The 17,245-nt window shown below is 36.5% G+C and carries 27 protein-coding genes; 10 read left to right on the top strand and 17 right to left on the bottom strand.

Annotated features, from left to right (window positions below; translation table 11 throughout):
* Positions 1-2 precede the first annotated feature (2 nt).
* The 6 genes from E0F89_RS06155 (at position 3) to E0F89_RS06130 (ending at position 4,334) form a co-directional block, all read left to right on the top strand.
* Positions 3-272: a nitrogen regulatory IIA protein gene (locus E0F89_RS06155; protein WP_207915784.1), complete on the top strand. Its 270-nt coding sequence runs from the start codon at positions 3-5 to the stop codon at positions 270-272.
* A 5-nt stretch (positions 273-277) separates the two neighbouring features.
* Positions 278-1,603, top strand: coding sequence for a conjugative transposon protein TraM (gene traM / locus E0F89_RS06150; protein WP_131908975.1), 1,326 nt, complete (start codon positions 278-280; stop codon positions 1,601-1,603).
* Positions 1,604-1,628: 25 nt separating this feature from the next.
* On the top strand, positions 1,629-2,522 hold the full coding sequence (traN, locus tag E0F89_RS06145; RefSeq protein ID WP_131908974.1) for a conjugative transposon protein TraN: 894 nt from the start codon (positions 1,629-1,631) through the stop codon (positions 2,520-2,522).
* A gap of 27 nt (positions 2,523-2,549) precedes the next feature.
* A complete protein-coding gene (locus E0F89_RS06140) occupies positions 2,550-3,110 on the top strand; it encodes a conjugal transfer protein TraO (RefSeq protein WP_131908973.1) in 561 nt (186 codons plus the stop codon).
* Between the two features lie 11 nt (positions 3,111-3,121).
* Positions 3,122-3,562, top strand: coding sequence for a DUF3872 domain-containing protein (locus tag E0F89_RS06135; RefSeq protein ID WP_131908972.1), 441 nt, complete (start codon positions 3,122-3,124; stop codon positions 3,560-3,562).
* 217 nt (positions 3,563-3,779) lie between these two features.
* Positions 3,780-4,334 carry a sigma factor-like helix-turn-helix DNA-binding protein gene (locus E0F89_RS06130; protein WP_131908971.1) on the top strand — a complete coding sequence of 185 codons (555 nt, stop codon included), beginning with the start codon at positions 3,780-3,782 and terminating at the stop codon, positions 4,332-4,334.
* 269 nt (positions 4,335-4,603) lie between these two features.
* On the opposite strand, the gene E0F89_RS06125 is transcribed toward E0F89_RS06130, so the two are convergent.
* The 9 genes from E0F89_RS06125 to E0F89_RS17450 are packed head-to-tail and all read right to left on the bottom strand — an operon-like array spanning position 4,604 to position 10,172.
* Positions 4,604-5,410 (bottom strand): PRTRC system ThiF family protein, encoded by an 807-nt coding sequence (locus tag E0F89_RS06125; protein ID WP_131908970.1) that lies wholly within the window; start codon positions 5,408-5,410, stop codon positions 4,604-4,606.
* Positions 5,410-6,132: a PRTRC system protein B gene (locus E0F89_RS06120; protein WP_131908969.1), complete on the bottom strand. Its 723-nt coding sequence runs from the start codon at positions 6,130-6,132 to the stop codon at positions 5,410-5,412. Before E0F89_RS06120 ends, E0F89_RS06125 begins: the two co-directional genes overlap by 1 nt.
* Positions 6,129-7,304 (bottom strand): hypothetical protein, encoded by a 1,176-nt coding sequence (locus E0F89_RS06115; protein ID WP_131908968.1) that lies wholly within the window; start codon positions 7,302-7,304, stop codon positions 6,129-6,131. Before E0F89_RS06115 ends, E0F89_RS06120 begins: the two co-directional genes overlap by 4 nt.
* A 17-nt stretch (positions 7,305-7,321) precedes the next feature.
* On the bottom strand, positions 7,322-7,540 hold the full coding sequence (locus tag E0F89_RS06110; RefSeq protein WP_131909354.1) for a PRTRC system protein C: 219 nt from the start codon (positions 7,538-7,540) through the stop codon (positions 7,322-7,324).
* A 16-nt stretch (positions 7,541-7,556) separates the two neighbouring features.
* Positions 7,557-8,096 carry a PRTRC system protein E gene (locus E0F89_RS06105; protein WP_131908967.1) on the bottom strand — a complete coding sequence of 180 codons (540 nt, stop codon included), beginning with the start codon at positions 8,094-8,096 and terminating at the stop codon, positions 7,557-7,559.
* Entirely contained in the window at positions 8,083-8,457 is a 375-nt protein-coding gene (locus E0F89_RS06100) for a hypothetical protein (protein ID WP_131908966.1), read from the bottom strand. Before E0F89_RS06100 ends, E0F89_RS06105 begins: the two co-directional genes overlap by 14 nt.
* Before the next feature lie 52 nt (positions 8,458-8,509).
* Positions 8,510-9,583: a DUF932 domain-containing protein gene (locus E0F89_RS06095; protein WP_131908965.1), complete on the bottom strand. Its 1,074-nt coding sequence runs from the start codon at positions 9,581-9,583 to the stop codon at positions 8,510-8,512.
* 44 nt (positions 9,584-9,627) lie between these two features.
* On the bottom strand, positions 9,628-10,005 hold the full coding sequence (locus E0F89_RS06090; RefSeq protein ID WP_131908964.1) for a single-stranded DNA-binding protein: 378 nt from the start codon (positions 10,003-10,005) through the stop codon (positions 9,628-9,630).
* A 38-nt stretch (positions 10,006-10,043) separates the two neighbouring features.
* Positions 10,044-10,172: a hypothetical protein gene (locus E0F89_RS17450; RefSeq protein WP_262709520.1), complete on the bottom strand. Its 129-nt coding sequence runs from the start codon at positions 10,170-10,172 to the stop codon at positions 10,044-10,046.
* Between the two features lie 682 nt (positions 10,173-10,854).
* Here E0F89_RS17450 and E0F89_RS06085 point away from each other — a divergent pair.
* From E0F89_RS06085 to E0F89_RS06070, 4 genes are all read left to right on the top strand, one after another.
* A complete protein-coding gene (locus E0F89_RS06085; protein ID WP_131908963.1) occupies positions 10,855-12,354 on the top strand; it encodes a recombinase family protein in 1,500 nt (499 codons plus the stop codon).
* A gap of 160 nt (positions 12,355-12,514) precedes the next feature.
* Entirely contained in the window at positions 12,515-13,810 is a 1,296-nt protein-coding gene (locus tag E0F89_RS06080) for a phage integrase SAM-like domain-containing protein (RefSeq protein WP_165929993.1), read from the top strand.
* Between the two features lies 1 nt (position 13,811).
* Positions 13,812-14,129, top strand: a complete 318-nt coding sequence (locus E0F89_RS06075) for a hypothetical protein (protein WP_131908961.1) — start codon at positions 13,812-13,814, stop codon at positions 14,127-14,129.
* A gap of 39 nt (positions 14,130-14,168) precedes the next feature.
* Positions 14,169-14,567 (top strand): hypothetical protein, encoded by a 399-nt coding sequence (locus tag E0F89_RS06070; protein WP_131908960.1) that lies wholly within the window; start codon positions 14,169-14,171, stop codon positions 14,565-14,567.
* Between the two features lie 32 nt (positions 14,568-14,599).
* On the opposite strand, the gene E0F89_RS06065 is transcribed toward E0F89_RS06070, so the two are convergent.
* The 8 genes from E0F89_RS06065 to E0F89_RS06040 all read right to left on the bottom strand — a co-directional run bounded on the left by E0F89_RS06065 (position 14,600) and on the right by E0F89_RS06040 (position 17,151).
* Positions 14,600-14,893, bottom strand: coding sequence for a hypothetical protein (locus tag E0F89_RS06065; protein WP_131908959.1), 294 nt, complete (start codon positions 14,891-14,893; stop codon positions 14,600-14,602).
* A gap of 28 nt (positions 14,894-14,921) precedes the next feature.
* Positions 14,922-15,134, bottom strand: a complete 213-nt coding sequence (locus tag E0F89_RS06060; protein ID WP_131908958.1) for a helix-turn-helix domain-containing protein — start codon at positions 15,132-15,134, stop codon at positions 14,922-14,924.
* 18 nt (positions 15,135-15,152) lie between these two features.
* Positions 15,153-15,335 carry a hypothetical protein gene (locus E0F89_RS06055; RefSeq protein WP_131908957.1) on the bottom strand — a complete coding sequence of 61 codons (183 nt, stop codon included), beginning with the start codon at positions 15,333-15,335 and terminating at the stop codon, positions 15,153-15,155.
* 92 nt (positions 15,336-15,427) lie between these two features.
* Positions 15,428-15,589, bottom strand: a complete 162-nt coding sequence (locus E0F89_RS17105; protein WP_165929992.1) for a hypothetical protein — start codon at positions 15,587-15,589, stop codon at positions 15,428-15,430.
* Positions 15,590-15,909: 320 nt separating this feature from the next.
* Entirely contained in the window at positions 15,910-16,140 is a 231-nt protein-coding gene (locus tag E0F89_RS06050) for a hypothetical protein (protein ID WP_131908956.1), read from the bottom strand.
* 12 nt (positions 16,141-16,152) lie between these two features.
* Positions 16,153-16,332: a hypothetical protein gene (locus tag E0F89_RS06045; RefSeq protein WP_131908955.1), complete on the bottom strand. Its 180-nt coding sequence runs from the start codon at positions 16,330-16,332 to the stop codon at positions 16,153-16,155.
* Positions 16,329-16,493, bottom strand: a complete 165-nt coding sequence (locus tag E0F89_RS17100) for a hypothetical protein (RefSeq protein ID WP_165929991.1) — start codon at positions 16,491-16,493, stop codon at positions 16,329-16,331. Before E0F89_RS17100 ends, E0F89_RS06045 begins: the two co-directional genes overlap by 4 nt.
* A 103-nt stretch (positions 16,494-16,596) precedes the next feature.
* Positions 16,597-17,151 carry a DUF1281 family ferredoxin-like fold protein gene (locus E0F89_RS06040; RefSeq protein WP_131908954.1) on the bottom strand — a complete coding sequence of 185 codons (555 nt, stop codon included), beginning with the start codon at positions 17,149-17,151 and terminating at the stop codon, positions 16,597-16,599.
* Between the last annotated feature and the right edge of the window lie 94 nt (positions 17,152-17,245).

Below are 17,245 nucleotides of genomic sequence, written 5' to 3'. Positions count from 1 at the left end.
ATATGAAAAAAATACGAACTGATATGAACAAGTGGTTTGAGAAACTGGATGAACATTGGCGAAAATTGCCTTTAAGAAAACAGCACAAGTACACGCTTTACTTTTTTGCGGGGTATCTGTTGCTTAGCGCAGTGGCTATTTTCAAAGTATGGTATGATACCAGCAAGTCCAATAACGATATGGCCATCGAGCATATCGAAAATCCTGTTCTCAAAAAGAAAGGAAGTCCCGCACACTTGAAGGACACATTATCAACAATTTTAAAAAAATAAGATTTATGAAAGAAAATGAGAATAAAAAAACGGTTGTTCGGGTAACTGATGGTAACCTAAAAGAAACCGATGATGTGCAAGACAGTACACAGAACAAAGCCCAAAAGCTTAAAAAGCCCCTCATCTTCGGTTTGATGGGTGTTGTTTTCCTCGGCTGTATGTACTTGATATTTAAACCGTCTTCCGAGAAAAAGGAAATCGATAAAATCGGACTGAACGAGGTCGTACCTCAGGCTACTGGTGCAGGAATGCCTGACGATAAAGGTACGGCATACGAGGAGGAAATGCTGGAGCGTAAGAATCAGGAAAAACGGAACGCTCTCACATCTCTTTCTGATTACTGGAATGCAGACGAAAAAGGAGAAGTGGGAGAGGAGCTGCCTGAAGAGGAAGAAAGCTACAGCAGTGCCAACGGATCTGGAAAACAAAGTAATCCTGCTTTGAACAGTTACCGCAATGTGCAAAGCACATTAGGTTCTTTCTATAAGGACGATAATTCTGAATCGCAGGAACTCCGCAAGCAATTGGAGGAATTAAAGGAAAAACTGGCTGAGAAAGACGTTCCTGCGGGAGTATCAGTAGATAACCAATTGGCATTGATGGAGAAATCCTATCAGATGGCTGCAAAATATCTTCCTTCAGGTACAAATATGGGAGAAGTTGTATCTTCCAATGGTGCTGTTTCTAAGTCGTCTTCGTCTGCACAAAAAGAGCAGTTTGTGGCATTCACTTCAACAAGAAAGAACACTGTATCCGCCTTGTACCGTGAGCCTAACGATAGTGCCTTTTTAGCAGATTGGAGTCAAAACAAGAACAGCCGTTTTTATACTACCAGTGCTTTAGAACAAGTGGTACAACCCAAAAACAGTATAAAAGCCTGTGTACAGGAAACGCAGACCATTATCGGTGAAACTGGAGTACGCTTACGGTTACTGGAACCCGCCCAAACGCCTAATCTTATCATTCCCAAAGGAACAATTTTAACGGCTAATGCCAAACTTGAGGGAGGACGTTTACAGCTCAAAGTTACTTCCATAGAACTGGACGGAAACATCATCCCCGTTGATATTACGATTTATGATCTTGACGGTCAGCATGGTTTGTATGTGCCCTATTCGCAAGAAATGAATGCCCTTACTGAAATGGCTGGCAATATGAGCCAGCAATCCGGGACGAGCCTGATGCTTACCCAATCGGCAGGACAACAGGTTGCCGCTGATTTGAGCCGTGGTGTAATACAGGGCATTTCGGGCTATTTCTCCAAAAAAGTAAAGACACCGAAAGTTACCTTAAAGGCAGGGCATCAACTGTTCCTTGTTTCCAAAAAATAATGTTAAACATAAATAGAATTAAACAATGAAAAATTACTTAAAAACCTTTTGGGCATTTACCATGATCATTGGCTTTGCCGTATCCTCTTTTGCACAGGACAGTGCAAAAACTCCTCTTGCTTTGGGTACGATAGAACCGTACTGTATGGAAGTTACTTATGACAAGACTTCGCATCTGATTTTCCCGACCGCTATCCGCTACGTGGATCTGGGCAGTGAATATCTGATTGCGGGAAAAGCTGAAGATGCCGAAAATGTACTACGTGTAAAAGCATCGGTAAAAGAATTTGAACCGGAAACCAATTTTTCGGTAATTACCAATGACGGCCATTTTTACAGCTTCAATGTGCATTACAGCTCATCCCCGGAGGTGTTGAGTTATGACCTGCTAACAATTCAAAAGACAGTGGACAAGGCTAATAGAAGTGATGTGCTTTTTGAAGAGTTGGGTAACAACTCACCATCTCTGGCAGGCTTGTTACTGGAAACAATTTACAAAAACGATAAAAGCATTGTAAAGCATATCGGGGCGAAAAGTTTCGGCATACAGTTTATCCTGAAGGGAATTTACATCCATAATGGTAAATACTATTTCCATACGGAACTCGGAAACCGTACCAATGTTCCTTTTCAGATTGATTTTATAAATTTCAAAGTGATGGATAAAAAGATTGCCAAGCGAACCGTGGTACAGGAAAGACCAGTGACACCACTACGTACTTACAAGCCACTCAGTGAGATTGGAGGAAAAACAACAGAACAAAATGTGTTCCTGTTGGACCAGTTTACCATTGCCGATGACAAGGTGTTATTGATTGAGATTTTCGAGAAGAATGGGGGCAGACATCAAACACTTCAGGTAGAAAATTCCGATTTGATCAAGGCTCGTTTGATTAACGATATGCACCTGAAATTTTAGTAATCCATTAAACGTAATAACAGAAAAATGAAAAAGTATATTTATACGATGATGTTTGTCCTTATAGGCATCACTATTGCACAGGCACAACGAATGCTGCCTAAACAGAAAGGACTGGAAGTAAACGCAGGAACCTTATCCGATGACTATCCCGGCAGGAACTACTACCTCAATATCGGTATGACCGTAAACGGTAAAAATGGTAATTATCAGCTTTGGGCATTGGAATATACGTACCAGTATGATGCGTATAAAAACCTCCGCTTACCACAGGAAACATACACAGCAGAAGGTGGTTACAGTTTCTTCCTGCTTGGTGATACCCGTAAGAATATTACCCTGAATGCAGCAATAACTGGTGTACTTGGTTATGAAAGCATTAACCGTGGCGAAGCTTTGTTGTATGACGGGGCAAAAATACTGACTGAGGACAATTTCATATACGGCGCAGGCGGACGGCTGTCTTTTGAAACATACCTGTCCGACCGTTTTGTGTTGATTCTTCAGGGTCGTACAAAAGTTTTGTGGGGTACGGACCTGGAACTGTTCCGACCATCAGCGGGTCTGGGATTGAGGATTAACTTTTAAAATATAAAACAATGATAACATTTTTTAATAGATTCAGAATAGGATTACTGCCAATGTATGTATTGCTGACAATCCTGATGAGCTCCGTTACATCCTGTAGCAAAGACGAACTGGAAATACAAAATAATTTCCCTTTTGAGTTAAAGGTGATGCCCGTACCCAAAGAAATTGCTAATGGCAATACCGTAGAGATTAGGCTGACAATACAGCCAACCGGTAATTATAGTAACACACAATACTTTATTCGTTACTTCCAATTTGACGGACAAGGAACTTTGCAGTATAACGATGCGCCACCTTATCTGCCCAACGATTTGTATCCGTTACGGGCTAAGCAATTCAGATTGTATTATACTTCGAACTCCACCGTCTCCCAATCCTTTGATGTATGGATTTCGGATAATTTCGGGAACGAAAGGCAGTTGAGCTTTGAGTTTAACAGCAGCGATTAACTGCCAAGTATTCGTTTAAGTTTATAGTATAAAAATTTGCATTTAATCACAACCCGAAGTCGATCTTCGGGTTGTTTCATTTAATGTTTTCCAGACGTATCTATAATATAAACATTGGATAACTCCATAAACCTTGCTATCTTTAAATAAAATATAGAAAAAAGACTTCACTAAAGAGGATATTATTTCAGTGATAAAGTAATTTAAATGCATTCCTATGAAAGATGTAATAGCACGTACCAATAGATTTTATATCGAAATGTCCCGAAAAGTACTCTCTGAAAAGGAATATGATGTATTGCAAAAGCTCCTGATAGAAAAAATGACACTACAGGAAGTGGCGTCCATTTATGGGGTCACTGGTGAAAACGTCCGCCAAATTTTCGAAAGAACATATAAAAAAGTAAAAAGCGTAACGGAGTTACTTGCTGAAATTGATGACTATAAGCAAAAATTACAACAGTTAAAATACGACTTTAAATGCGAGACCCAGCAAATCAAAAAAAGGAAAAGTAAAACTGAAATTGAAATTGACCAGCATAAGTTACTAATTGCAAGCCATTTCCCTTTCAGTAAAAGAATGTATAGCATGTTCGAGGTTTTGGATATTGATACCATAGGGCAATTAGCTGAAATACCTCTGAAAAGTTTTGGGTGTTTCAGGCGATTTAAAGGACAGTGCAAAAAAGAACTAATTGCATTTATAGAATTTGAAAACATTGAACATCTTTTTGAAGGCTTTTCTGTTTGGAAAACACAGCCAATAGAGTAATTAGCAATGGTAGAAAATCCAATTTTAATATTGCGGTCTTCTTTTGCTTCTTTGCTTTGACCGCTGCTGTGGAAAGAAAAGAAGTCCCCTAAAACAACGAAAGGGATAATGAATATCCCTTAGAAATTAGATTGCAACCTGTTTGGTAAAATATGAGAGAGAAATTTATGGATTGACATATATTTTAGCAAAGTGGTTGCACCGATTAGGCGCAAAAAGACTATCCCGACCATAGGAGGGAGTGTCTTTTTGCTGCCCGATTTTGACTTTCAGGCTACTTTTATGGGGTGGGTACGAAAGTCTTTCAGATTGTGGAAAAAGCCTCTGTACGGTGTCATACCATATCGAAACAAGCTCCATAAAAGCGAACAGCCCATTTGTGTTAAAGAGGAATTGATAAACAAATCCTGTTTCTCCAAAGCTTCCGCTAAACTGCAACTCGGTGTGTCATCGTGTTGTTCGGACTGCTTCAATAATTCTCCAAATTCTTCCGTAATCATTGGCAGATTTGCCACCGTTTCGTATTTCTCCGAATTGGGTTGATGAATGTTTCCTATGGTAGATAGCAACACTTGCCCTGTATATTGGCTGTTGCCAAAATCCAACCAATACTTCGGTTCGTCCCTGTGGTGTCGGCGGTAACCTATTTCTTTCAGTATTTCAGCAACTCCAAACCTCGCCTGTACATTGTCCACGCAGGTAATGTAAATAGTTGCCTGTGCTTCTTCGGGTATTCTGCCCAAACTGTCCTTCTCAAACTTTTCGGTTTCGGCTTTCCAATTTGTACCTGAAAAGCGGTTTGCACGGTTGATGAGTGCAACGGATTTGTATAACCCTGTTTCACTTTCTGCAAAACGCTGTCTTCCTAAATTGGCATTGGTCACAATATCATCATCCCATAGGCGGACACGTAAGCCTGCGTGTCCCAATTCGATTAAGCTGTGGTTCATTTCCATTAAAGCGGTCAAAATCTTTGAACCTGTACCACCTGCACCGATTAAGTTTACCGCAATGGGATTGGTCGGGCTTATCAGATAGTTATCGGTAAAATGTACTTTTAGTTTCTCGTTATTCATCACAAAAGATTTTTAAGTGTTTTGTTGTTCTTTTTCAAGGTCTCTTTAGGAAAGACTTCGCTGGTTTCAATCAGTTTTTTCCAAAGGATTACGCAATTCCCTTTTATGGGATTTTGTTTTCCTAAGAAATGGCTGAAATAGCTGTTAAAAAAGTAGTCTTCCCAAGCAGTTGTAAATTCCTCCACAGAAGCGGAATTTTTAATGTCTATACTTACAGTTCCCATACAGACTTTGCCGTCTTCATAAATGTTGAAGAAAGGAGCATAATACAATGGTGTATTTTCCGATGGTCTTCTGTCAGTTGCAAGAGCAAATACCGCAAGGCTGTTTTTACTGGCATACCAAAGCATTGATGGTACATAAGCTTTGCCGTTGGGTATGCCCAAGCCGTTCACAAAATATAATTGCTGTTCCTGTGCTTTGGTGTACCAAAGTACCGCGCCTTTTTCGCTTGGATTGATATGCAGTATATTGGTCTGCAAAATCCCTTTTGGCTTTAAAAAGGCTTTGTCCTTTTCTTTGTCGGTGTGTAAAGCCTTTGCCAATACTTTAGCTTCATTTACGGTCAATGGATGGGCATTGACAGGAGTTCCGTTTTTGTCCAAATCAAAATGCTCCACATACATATCGGTATTCGTCCCTTTGGTTTGGTAAAAAACCAATGCAGATTTTGGGTGGTAAAGTGTTCCAAAATTCTCGGTTATGTCGTTTATATTGTTCATTTTCTTGTCGTTTTATAATCATACAGTAGTGTGCAGAGTTCGTCCAAAAGGGCAAACAGGCGGTTCTCAAAATCAAGATTGGTTTGCGTTATGTTGCTACCGTCAAAGTATTTACAAATTGTTGGTTCTTCCATTGCTCCATACTCGTTAAACTCATTGTTGATACTATCCGCAAGGCTCTCATACAACCAACCTGTGGTATCTGCTATAAAGGAGATATACTTTTCCATTCCAACAGTTTCGCAATCGTTTTCATCAGTATAGGGGTCTTCTTCGGGTCTTGGTGCGTTTCGGAAAATGCTCTCGTGTGGATATTGTGAATAAAGGGCAAAGGCATCGCAAGCGACTTTTTGGCATTCCTGGTCGAATGTATCACGGCTTTTAAAGCGGTTAAAACGCTGTTCAAATAACTGTAAATTGATGCGATTGAATAGTTTCTGTTCAACCCGTTCGCCTATCCATTCAGCTTTTGCAATCTCAGCAATACAGCTGTCCGTTTCTTCGGTATAATCATCCTGTTCTACCCAATCGTTCATCATTTCATACATCCAATACAGATAGCTGTTTTCCTGTCTATAATACGGTATATCGACAATATGATATAGATAACTGCAAATCGAAACAAGCAATTGAGCCGTCTTTTTACGCTTTGGGTCATAGAGCATTTGAAAGAGTGGCACGATTGGAATATAGTATAGGGTTGTACCTGTGCTGTATCGTTCTTCGCTCGTAAAAAATGTTTTCTTACTATCCTGTACCAAACGTAAATTATCCCAATTGACATTGTTTTGTTTTAACTTGGTTTCAGCATCCCACATAGCCAAAGCCATATTGTAGGGGTAGCCGTATTCCTGCGTTTGTAACGGTTCAATGCCGTAATGCTCTGCAAGTTGGGAAAGGGACTTGTAAAAATCCCTTTGCGTTTTTGCTGTTTTCTTACAATCCTGTGTGGATTGTGTTGTTTTCAGTTTAGGCAGAAACCCACACTTTAGAAAACCATTGGAAGCATTGCTATCGGTACGGATTTCTGTTTGTCTTTCCGTACTTCGTTTGTGTCTTTGGCTCTTTGCATCCATTGTGAGAACTCGCCCAATTGTCTGTGCAGTTGCCGTTGTGTTTTCTGTTCGGGTATGCTGATAGTTCCCGATAGGATATTGCGTTGCATAGTTCATTGTTTTTTATTTTTGGTTTAACCTTTTGTTCCCATTACGCTCTCTAATTTGTATTCTATCCTATCATCACGGATGATGGGGGCAGATATTTTTGCGGTGGTTAGTATGGGATACGTATTGGCGTAAAAATTCAATACCGCTTCCACACTCCAACGTGGTTCGGGGTCGGTCAGTCTGATGTCCTGCCCTTTATCTTTAAGTATAAATACTCGTTCTAACTGTGTTGCTAATAACATAACTCTTGATTTTGTGTTAAACGGTAGTTTGTTCAGTCGCAAAAAGACCTGTTGAAGAAAATTGGTTTGATAGTTCCGATTTGCGTTTGCGTATCTCGTCTGCCTTTTCGGGGAAGTCTGTAATTTCGGGTACTTTCATCCATGCTTCACGGAATTTATCCTCTTTCTCCAATTCGTCTGCCTTTGCCATGCCGTCTTTAAACTTCTTGTCTTTGGCTTCCTGTTCTTTCTTCTCTTTTTCGGATTTTTCTTTCTCCATTGCCGATTGCTTTTTGGCTACTTCCAATTGCTTCATAAAGGCTTCCATATTTACCACTAAACCCGAAGCGGTATGCAAAGGCGTTGTTATCTGCTGAAAAAATCCCTCGTCCAATTCTTCTGCTGTTCCCCGCAGATTAAGCGGTGGTATCAGTTGTTTCGCATTATCACCACATTGCTCATTTTGAAGCATTATGGAAACAATAAGGGTGTTTTCTATACCCTTTGATATAGTGAGCTGTAAATCTCCCGTAATGCCCATTTGCGCTATCTGATTGAAAAAATTAGTCGGTTCCATAATTTAATTTGATTTTATAGTCTAACATTTGCTTAATTGTTGCTTCGTCATGTCCAATGGCACGTAAGCGTTCTTCATATTTTTTCATTCTTTCCCTATAATCCTGTTCGGCTTCTTTTCCACGCAGGATCAATAGGTGTGTGTTCCAGCCTGACATAGCTTCCCTAATTATAATATCAAGTTTAAATACGTATAATCTTTCTTCAGACTGTTCTTCATCAGACAACCCAATCTCTGCATATTGGGTTAAAACGTTCCAATAATTCAGCGACCAATCTTGTTTGTCCCTACGTTCTGCTTTTACAAATTGGTTGAAAAGGTAATCTGCAAATTCATTTTTCTTCTTGTTTTCCTTTGTCATGATTGTAAATTTTAAATAGGCGACCACCTGTAAAGGCAGTCGCCTGTAGTTATTAATTGAGATTTAAGATTTCCGAGCCGTTTATTGAAAAGGCAGTACACAATTCAAATGCTTTCTGTGATTTGATTTGAGCGGTTCCACCCATTACAATACTTTGTAACTTGGCTTCATCATCTTTGTAATTGCGCACATTCTGATAGTACCCTGTCACAGCATTGTATGCCCCGAACAATGTGCCTTTGGTGGTATCCATTTGTTGGGTGTCGCTTGTCATAGCATAGGCAAAGGCATCTTGTACCACATTTTTGAAGACGGTGGAAACTTCATCTTCTGCACCCTTCTTTAGCAAATCCAATGTTTCCTTGTTTGGGCAAAGAGCCAATTGGATTAGTTTTTTTACTTCTTGGTCAGTCACCTTTACTTTAGCCCACTGGTTGAATATTCCTTCTAACTGGTTGCTTAAGGTATCCGCTAATCCCATAACCTTGTGTGCATTTTCCAAGTGCTGTTTTGCTCCCGAAGTATGTTTGATGCGTACCACGTTGCTCATTGAACGAAGCGAGGCGTTAAGGGTATTTTGGCAAACAATACGGATAGGGGTGAAGGCTGCTGTTATGCTTCCACTGCCATCGTGCGAAGTGGTTAGGAAAATGTACTTTTCTGTTACATCATCGCCATTTCCTACTCGGATATAATCGGGTAGTTTGGCGGTAATAAAGATGCGTTCCCCTTGTCCCAATACTCCTGCGGTTTCGTATAATATTCCTTGTGAACCACCTACAATAGCATCAAAAAAATTGAATGCTTCACGGTTTTGTACGATGTGATAGTCTTTGCCAACCACACCCAATACGGCATTGTTATCGGCACGGATATTGGCATAATAGGAAGGTACTTCCAATTCGCTACTGCCTATTTCAATACCGTTTCTGGTTTCGATGATGCCCGAACCTTTGGTATATAGTGGTGTTTTTATGACTTCATAATCTAATCCTGCGTGCTTGATTGCTTCTTCGCTCGTAGGGTATTGCGCTACGATTTGCCCTAAGCCGTGCCACGCTTTTTCTTTTACGCTAAAGAATGAATAACGTCCTGTTGTGCTGTTGAAATTGATATTATGTGCCATGATAAAATGATTTAAAAATTTGATAATTGTTTGAATACTCTTGATTAAAATGGGAGGTCGTCATTTTCCTTATCGTTGCTGTTTCCTGCGTGAGCCTGCACCGTTTCGGATTTTTTGCCACCCCCGTGCAGTTTGATTTGCGAGGTATTGAAATTTAGCCCTGCGTGTGCTTCTCCGTCACTGCCCGTCCATGCCCTTGCACTTACTCTGCCTGTGAGTTCTACCACCGTACCTTTTGTGAGTATCTGCGCTACTTTTGGACTAAGCCAATACGAACAGTCGAAGTACGTTGTCTGCTCTATGCGTTCGCCCTGCTTGTTTCTGTAGCTGTCGTTAGTAGCTACTGAAAAGTTTACTACTTGTTTTTCCTGTGACGTTCTGCGTACTTCCGCATCCCTTGTCAGTCTTCCGATGATGTTCATGATTTTCTTTTTTAACTGTTATTCACTATTGTTACACTTCATTTTCTTTCAATCTGCTCTCCTCTGTGAGCCTTATTAGGTTTGCCTATTTTTTTAAAATATTTATTCGGCAATGAGAGGAGGCGCTGTTTTGTTTCATTTGTAATATTTAATTGATTGTTTTTCATATGTGACATTTTTTTTATTCGTGTAAAGAGCCGGAGTATGCTGGTTTTGTTTCATGAGCATAAAAAGGTAGGGTTTAGGAAAACCAAGGTTTTTGAGAAAAATACAACCCGCATGGGTGGAGATTTTATTCAAAACCTCAAAGGGCCTGACCTTGGTTATCCGTTAAGAGCCCGAAAATACCTTTGCTCCTGAAAAAAAAGAACCAAGCATCGGTGCTCCTCACCAAATGAAATAGGAAGAAAGGAAGTTAAATGAGATAAAACGGTAAAAAAAAAATAGCTATAAAAACTAATCGAAGTCTTTATCTTAATTGTTTAGTTGTATTGGATAATTGATGACATGTGAATAACCAGAATTATAAATGATGGGTATTTTTTTTGCAATTTGTTGAAGTATTTTTAAGAGATAGGAAATATATTTCCAGACAGAGCCAAGTACTGCCATTATGACTATTAGAGCCAGTTTTACGGTTAAATTACTTTTTAAAAGAATATGAATTTAAAAAAGTAAGAGGATGGAGAAGGATATGGACTATAGGGATTCAAAGCTGACGCCTGAAAGGGCTTTACATATGCTGAGATCAGAAGGATTAGATGTAACTTTCGAACAGGTACAGGAAATTTTGTATTTGTTGAGGAAAATCGCTAATATCGCTGTGTCTAAACATTTAAGCGAAAGAAGATGAGTAAGATAGCAGATTTATATATAAGGGTCAGCACTGACGAGCAGGCTGAGAAAGGTTTTTCACAACGTAATCAGGAAGAAATGTTGCGAAAATATTGTAGCATTAATCATATGGAAATACGCAACGTAATCTATGAAGATCATTCTGCAAAGACTTTTAACAGGCCACAGTGGAAAAAACTTTTGGTTAATCTTAAAAAACATAAAAATAAAGTAGACCTGATTCTTTTCATGAAATGGGACAGGTTCAGTCGTAATGCAGGGGATGCCTATCAAATGATAAACCTGTTAAGAAAACTAGGTGTTGAACCTCAGGCTATAGAGCAGCCTCTTGATTTAAGTGTCCCAGAAAATAAGATGATGCTTGCATTTTATCTGGCAGCACCAGAAGTAGAAAATGACAGAAGGGCACTCAATACATTTCAAGGGCTCAGACGCGGTAAGAAAGAAGGAAGGCATATGGGCATGGCTCCTTATGGTTATGTTAATAAAGCAACTGAAGACGGAAAAAAATATATAGCCCCCGAGCCGAAGGCAGCAACTCAGCTTATATGGGTATTTGAGCAGATTGCAAAAAATGCTTTCAGCACTGAATCCATTTACCAGATGGCAAAGGAAAAAGGGTTGCGCATTGCTAAGAGTAACATGTGGGTTATTTTGCGTAATCCGCTGTATTGTGGGAAAATCGTAGTTCCTAAATATAAAGATGAAGAGGTCCGATGGGTGGATGGACAACATGAAGCAATAATCAGTGAAGGACTATTTTACCGAGTGCAGGATGTTCTTGACGGTAAATCCAGAACGTATAGGCCTAAGGTCAGAACAATAGAAAATTTTCCTCTAAGAGGTTTTTTCCAGTGTCCACAGTGCGGACGAAAGCTCACAGGCAGTAAATGCAAAGGGAGAAACAAATATTACTATTACTATCATTGTGATAAGCTCTGTAAATGGAGAGTCAACTCCGAAATAGCAAACAAGATATTTATTGAACAGTTAAATAAATTCAAACCTTTAGAACCAGTTAAGAAACTATATACTGCTGTGCTACTTGAAGCTTATAGAGAGCATACAGGGATTATAGCTAATGAAAAGAGAAAGTCGCTGGAACAGATTTCGGAATATGAAAAGAAATTATCAGTTGCAAGGAACTTATTGGTAACTGAAAAAATCGAGGTTGAAGATTACAATCTTATGAAAAAAGAATATAATGGCATCATAAGTAATTTAGAAAAACAGATTGGGAATGCAGATGATGATAAGGGTAATATTGAGCAATTAATGAATACAGGATTGGAAAACCTTTTAAAGCTCGGAGAAGCCTGTGAAAACAGTAGTTTAGCTGATACTAGAGAACTAATTGGTTTAATTTATCCCGAAAATTTCACGTTTCGGGAAAACCAATTCCAAACCACCCGACTCAACGAAATTATTAACTGTATCTATTTGGTAAACAATAGATTAAGTGACCTTGACTGGAAGACGGATTTATACTATTAATACACGTATTAGAATAAAAGTACATATATTTTGTATTTATAGTAAAAATAATTTTATATTTGTAGTATAATATGTTTGTATTGGTTCAAACTGGTCGGGATATTGTCGGGATGGAATGCTTTGGGAAGAGTGTTCTTTTGATCAAATTAAAACGAAAATTATGGCAACACTAAAGTACTACATTGTAGGTAAAAAATCTCCTTCAGAAATCCGTATCCGTTTCATTAGCGGAAGAAGTACTGATACTGGCGCTGGTATTAATGTATTTATTGATCCTAAGTATTGGGACCAGGATAACCAGAAAATACGAAACGTTATAGCGGTCCCGAATAGAGACAAGTTAAATTCTAAATTATCAGAATTAAAGATCCATCTTTTTAATGCAGTCAATGAGGATTTTATGGAAGGTGAAATTTTGAATAAAATTTGGCTTGAAAAAAGCGTAGCCAAATTTTTCAATCGTCCGTCTAATGAACTGAAAAAAGCGCCAGAACTTCATAAACTTTATTTGACTGATTTTGCTACCTGGTGGCTAAAAGAGAAAGCACCAAAATTTAAAGTTTCGGCTGATAAATACATGGAAGAAAGAACACAAAGCCATTATACTATTTTGAATAAATTGATCCAGAAATTTGAAGGAAAAGACAAAATAAAATTTAGTTCAATTGATGATACTTTGCTGGATAATTTTTCTGAATTTCTAACGGCTGAATCTTACGCTGAAAAAACAGCTCGCAGGATGATTGGAAGATTTAAATTCTTTTGCGGTAGAGCAGAAGCAGAAAACATTTTGATTAATCAGAGTTATAAAAATAGAGTTTTTGTTACTAAAGAAAACCACGATTACAAAGAACCTTATTTTGATGAATTGGAAATAAATAAAATTTATAACCATGATTTTTCTGAAAATCCTACGCTAGATAATGTGAGAGACAATTTAATTATTGGATTGTGGACCGGTTTACGTATTTCAGATTTTTTATCGAAACTTAAATTAGATAATTTTCATGATGATTTTATTGAAATTCAAACTGAGAAAACAAAAACTTGGGTTTCTATTCCTGTTCACTGGATGATACACGATATTTTGAAGAAAAGAAACGGAGCGCTGCCAGAAAAAATTTGTGATCCTAAATTCAATAAACATATTAAAACAATAGCGGGAATTTTGAAATTTGATACTCAAATGATGGGCGGGGTTGCAAAAGTTGATCCTAAAACTAAAGTTAAAAGAAAAGTAGTAAGTTTATACCCAAAACACGAACTGATAACAAGCCACATTTGCAGGAGAAGTTTTGCGACTAACATTTACGGAACGGTAAGTAATAGTACTTTGATGGCTATATGTGGATGGAAGAGCGAGGAACAGATGCTAGACTATATTAAGAAAACGAATAGAGAACACGCTGAGAGCTTGAAAAAAGTTTGGGATATAAATTATAAGAAAGTAAATTAAGATGGAAATTAAAGCAAAATTTACAGGAACGAATTCATTAGGATATGAAAACGGAAAGGAATATGAATTAAAATTGTCTGATATAAAATCGCTATCGATAAATAGACTGGACGGTACGGGGAAATGTCCGTATGAATCTTTATCTTCTTTTTTGAAAAACTGGAATATAATTAGTAGTGCAAAATTGTCTGTTATTGAGCAAAATAAAGTGTTACTTTCCTTCTTGGAGTATGTCGATACTATTGACTTGAATGAATACGACGCAATGTCACATGAAGATTTAGTAGATGGATTTCAGAGAATAAATAATACAATTTAATCAAGTAAAAAAATATTAACAACATAAAAATAAACGAAAATGGCAAATAATGAAAACAACAAAAATTTACCTGATTCTGAAATAATGAAAAGGGTTTTAGCAGAATTAAGGTATTCTGCATTAGGATTTTCTAAGGAATTAGGGTACGCTAGTCACTCTTCAATTGATCATATTTTGCATGATCGAAATAAAATTAGTGATAATTTGATTGATAAAATAATTAAGCGCTTCCCGGAGATTAATTACTGGTTCTTGAAAAAAGGCCAGGATCCAATTGCTTTAAACGATAAATTAAAACGAAACCAAGCTAATTTGTTCGGTAAAACTATTGCAATTGAGTCGCCAGATTACAGCGTAGAATCTTTTACTGTTTTGAAAAATATAGAAAGTATTCTGCTTAGAATAGAAAAATCATTAAACAAAAAAAGCGACCACTAAGGGTCGCTTTTTTTATATTTTTTTATACGCTATTACTCACTTTTAAATAAAATTTTATTTTTTATACTAGTGAATATTTCCGTCCAAGTTTTACTTTTTCTTAGATTTAATAATTCAATATTTTGATTTTGTAGAGCTCCTTTTTCTGCTATAAGTTCCATAGTTAAACTGTTGGATATTACTAAAACATCTGTAAGCTGCTTTAATTCTTTATCACTATCCATGGTCATTTTCTCTTTAATTAACAATTCGTCATACCTTTTCAAAGGAATTTCTACTGTTCTCTCTCCATCTGCAGTGTTTTTGATTTCTTTTTCTTTTTCCATTTTTATTTTTATTTTAGTTTAAATAATTTTACAGTTCTTTATAACTAATTTCTGTGTTTAGTGCAGCCAGTATCTTACCCATTACATCAATAGTAATTCCTTTTCTTCTTCCGTTCTCCAGGTCACTAATGTATCTATTTTTTCTATCGTTGAAAACTTCTTCAGATAAATCAGCAATTGATTTTCCTAACGCTGTCCTTTTGTCCTTTACAAATTTTGCAAAGATTTCTATTTCTGTCATTTTTATTTTTGTTTTGAATTAAATTCTAGAGTTAAACCTAGCAAAAGTATCACTTGTTACTTCAATAATTTGCTTGTTTTTATAAACATTTCTTACTGTTACCGTATTAGTAGGTAGTTTAGTAATTTCGATTCGTTGTGTCATTCTAAAAAATCTGTTTAGTCCAGATCTAAGGCTGCTTTTTTTAACTAATTTTTCCATGGCTTTTTTTTTAGTATATACCTGCAGCAGTAATGATGGCAAGTAAAATGATGATTAAAATAATAGATTGCTTCTTGTTCATGAGTTTTTATTTATTCGTGGTATAGTATGATTGCTTTAAAAAATTCGTCAATGTGATCGTAAAAAGTAGAGCTGTGAATTATTACAAAATCAGTATTTAGTTTCTGCAGTTCAGTAATTAATTCCTTTCCTAGCATTTCCGGATCTTTGTGCGTCAAAATAGTTTGTTTCATTTTATAAAGGTTTTTGATTAAAATTTTCTTAGTGCCGTTTCTGTTATCGCTACAAATAAATCTCCATTTTAAAGATTTTAACGGCTTTTTTTTAGTGTTAATATGATGCTAAGTACATGCCGGACGCTGCTAATAAAAAAAGTAGTCCGGCGCCTATATTGTATTTTATTCGTTCTGATAATTCCATAAATTTTTCTTATTAGTAAAAATTATTTGTATTAAAATAGTTAATTTTTTTATACTTGTGAGAATAACATTTTTGTTAATCTGATTATAAAATTCTCGATTTGATCTCTAAAGTTTTTCATTAGATATGATTTTTAGTTTATTTTTAAAGTATTGTTTTTTACTGCGTTTACTCCAAATAAAAAGCATTCCATTTCTTTGAATTTCATAAAATTACTTTTGATGTTTACTTCTCCCGGTTCTCCGAATTCTGCAACTGCAAAACGTTTGCCTGTTATTTGATCCGTAGTAATAAAATACTTTTGATTTTTGTCTGAAACTCTTAAAAATTTAGTAAGAGATTCTTTTTTTTGCGCTTGATTCATGGTTTTATTTTTTTACTCTTGACTTTCGCCAAATATTATAAATTCAATTAGATCTTTGTTTTCTTCTGTCAGTTTTTGATAGGCCCGTTTTTCAATATCAATTATTTTGTTTTGTATGTAATAGCCGTAAATTCCGAGTATTAATAAAACAATTGTTAGGAATGTCCAAATAATAATAATTGCTTTTTTCATGGCTTTTTATTTTTATTCTTTAAATAGTCTTTCAGCTCTTGTTCTGAGAGAATCACGTCGCATAATTCGTGATCTTCAAAAAAATTATCATCACACATTTTTTTTCTGGCTTTTTCTTCGGTCTTTGCTTTCATTACTCGGATGCTATAATATATATTCATAATCGTATTTTTTAAAGTTGAATAATAATTGAAGTAATCAGGAGAAAGAAAACCGATAAAATTATCTTACATCGGTTTTCTGTTGTGTTGGGTTGCTTCTTCATTAGTTTTGCTCGATTAATTTATTTCTAAATTCCTCTAAAAGTTCCGCTTGTTCTTTTGGTTCAAATGCTTTATACATAGAACTATATATAAAATCTTCTTCGCTATCTTCTTCGTAGTAATATTCTATATCTTCAAAAGCAGTTTGAAAAGCGTATTCATAGTCATTTTTTGCTTTTCCTTCCCAATATCCAAAACAATTATCATCGCAATTACCTTCGTTTATTTCTGCAAAACCTGCAAAATCACATCCGCTTTCTTCGTATTCATAATGAATTTCTAATGATGTATATTTGCCGCTTATTTTTGTAAATAATTCAAGACAAGGACACCAGGCACTATCTCCAGATATAACAATAGTATTTTTGTCTTGTTCTACTAATTGAATATCAAACCATCTTCCGTCATTTTCAGATTTCCCAAACTCATTACATAAGTTTTCGTAAATGTCATAACCGTTTGGTTGTTGTTCGTCTATTTTTAAAAGTTGTGAAAACTCTTTAATATCATTATCATTTCCGTTGATAGTGATGTAATTCATACAATTGTTAGCCATGATATAAGTTTTTAGATTAAATAATTAGTTTTAAATTTGTGCCTTCGTCGGTATCGAACCGAAAACCATTTCTTTGCGAAGGCGTTGTAATAGA

It is taken from the genome of Flavobacterium caseinilyticum, from assembly GCF_004349085.1.
Lineage (GTDB): Bacteria > Bacteroidota > Bacteroidia > Flavobacteriales > Flavobacteriaceae > Flavobacterium > Flavobacterium caseinilyticum.
Note: the sequence above shows the minus strand (reverse complement) of the source record. Positions and strands in the feature narration are given on the sequence as shown.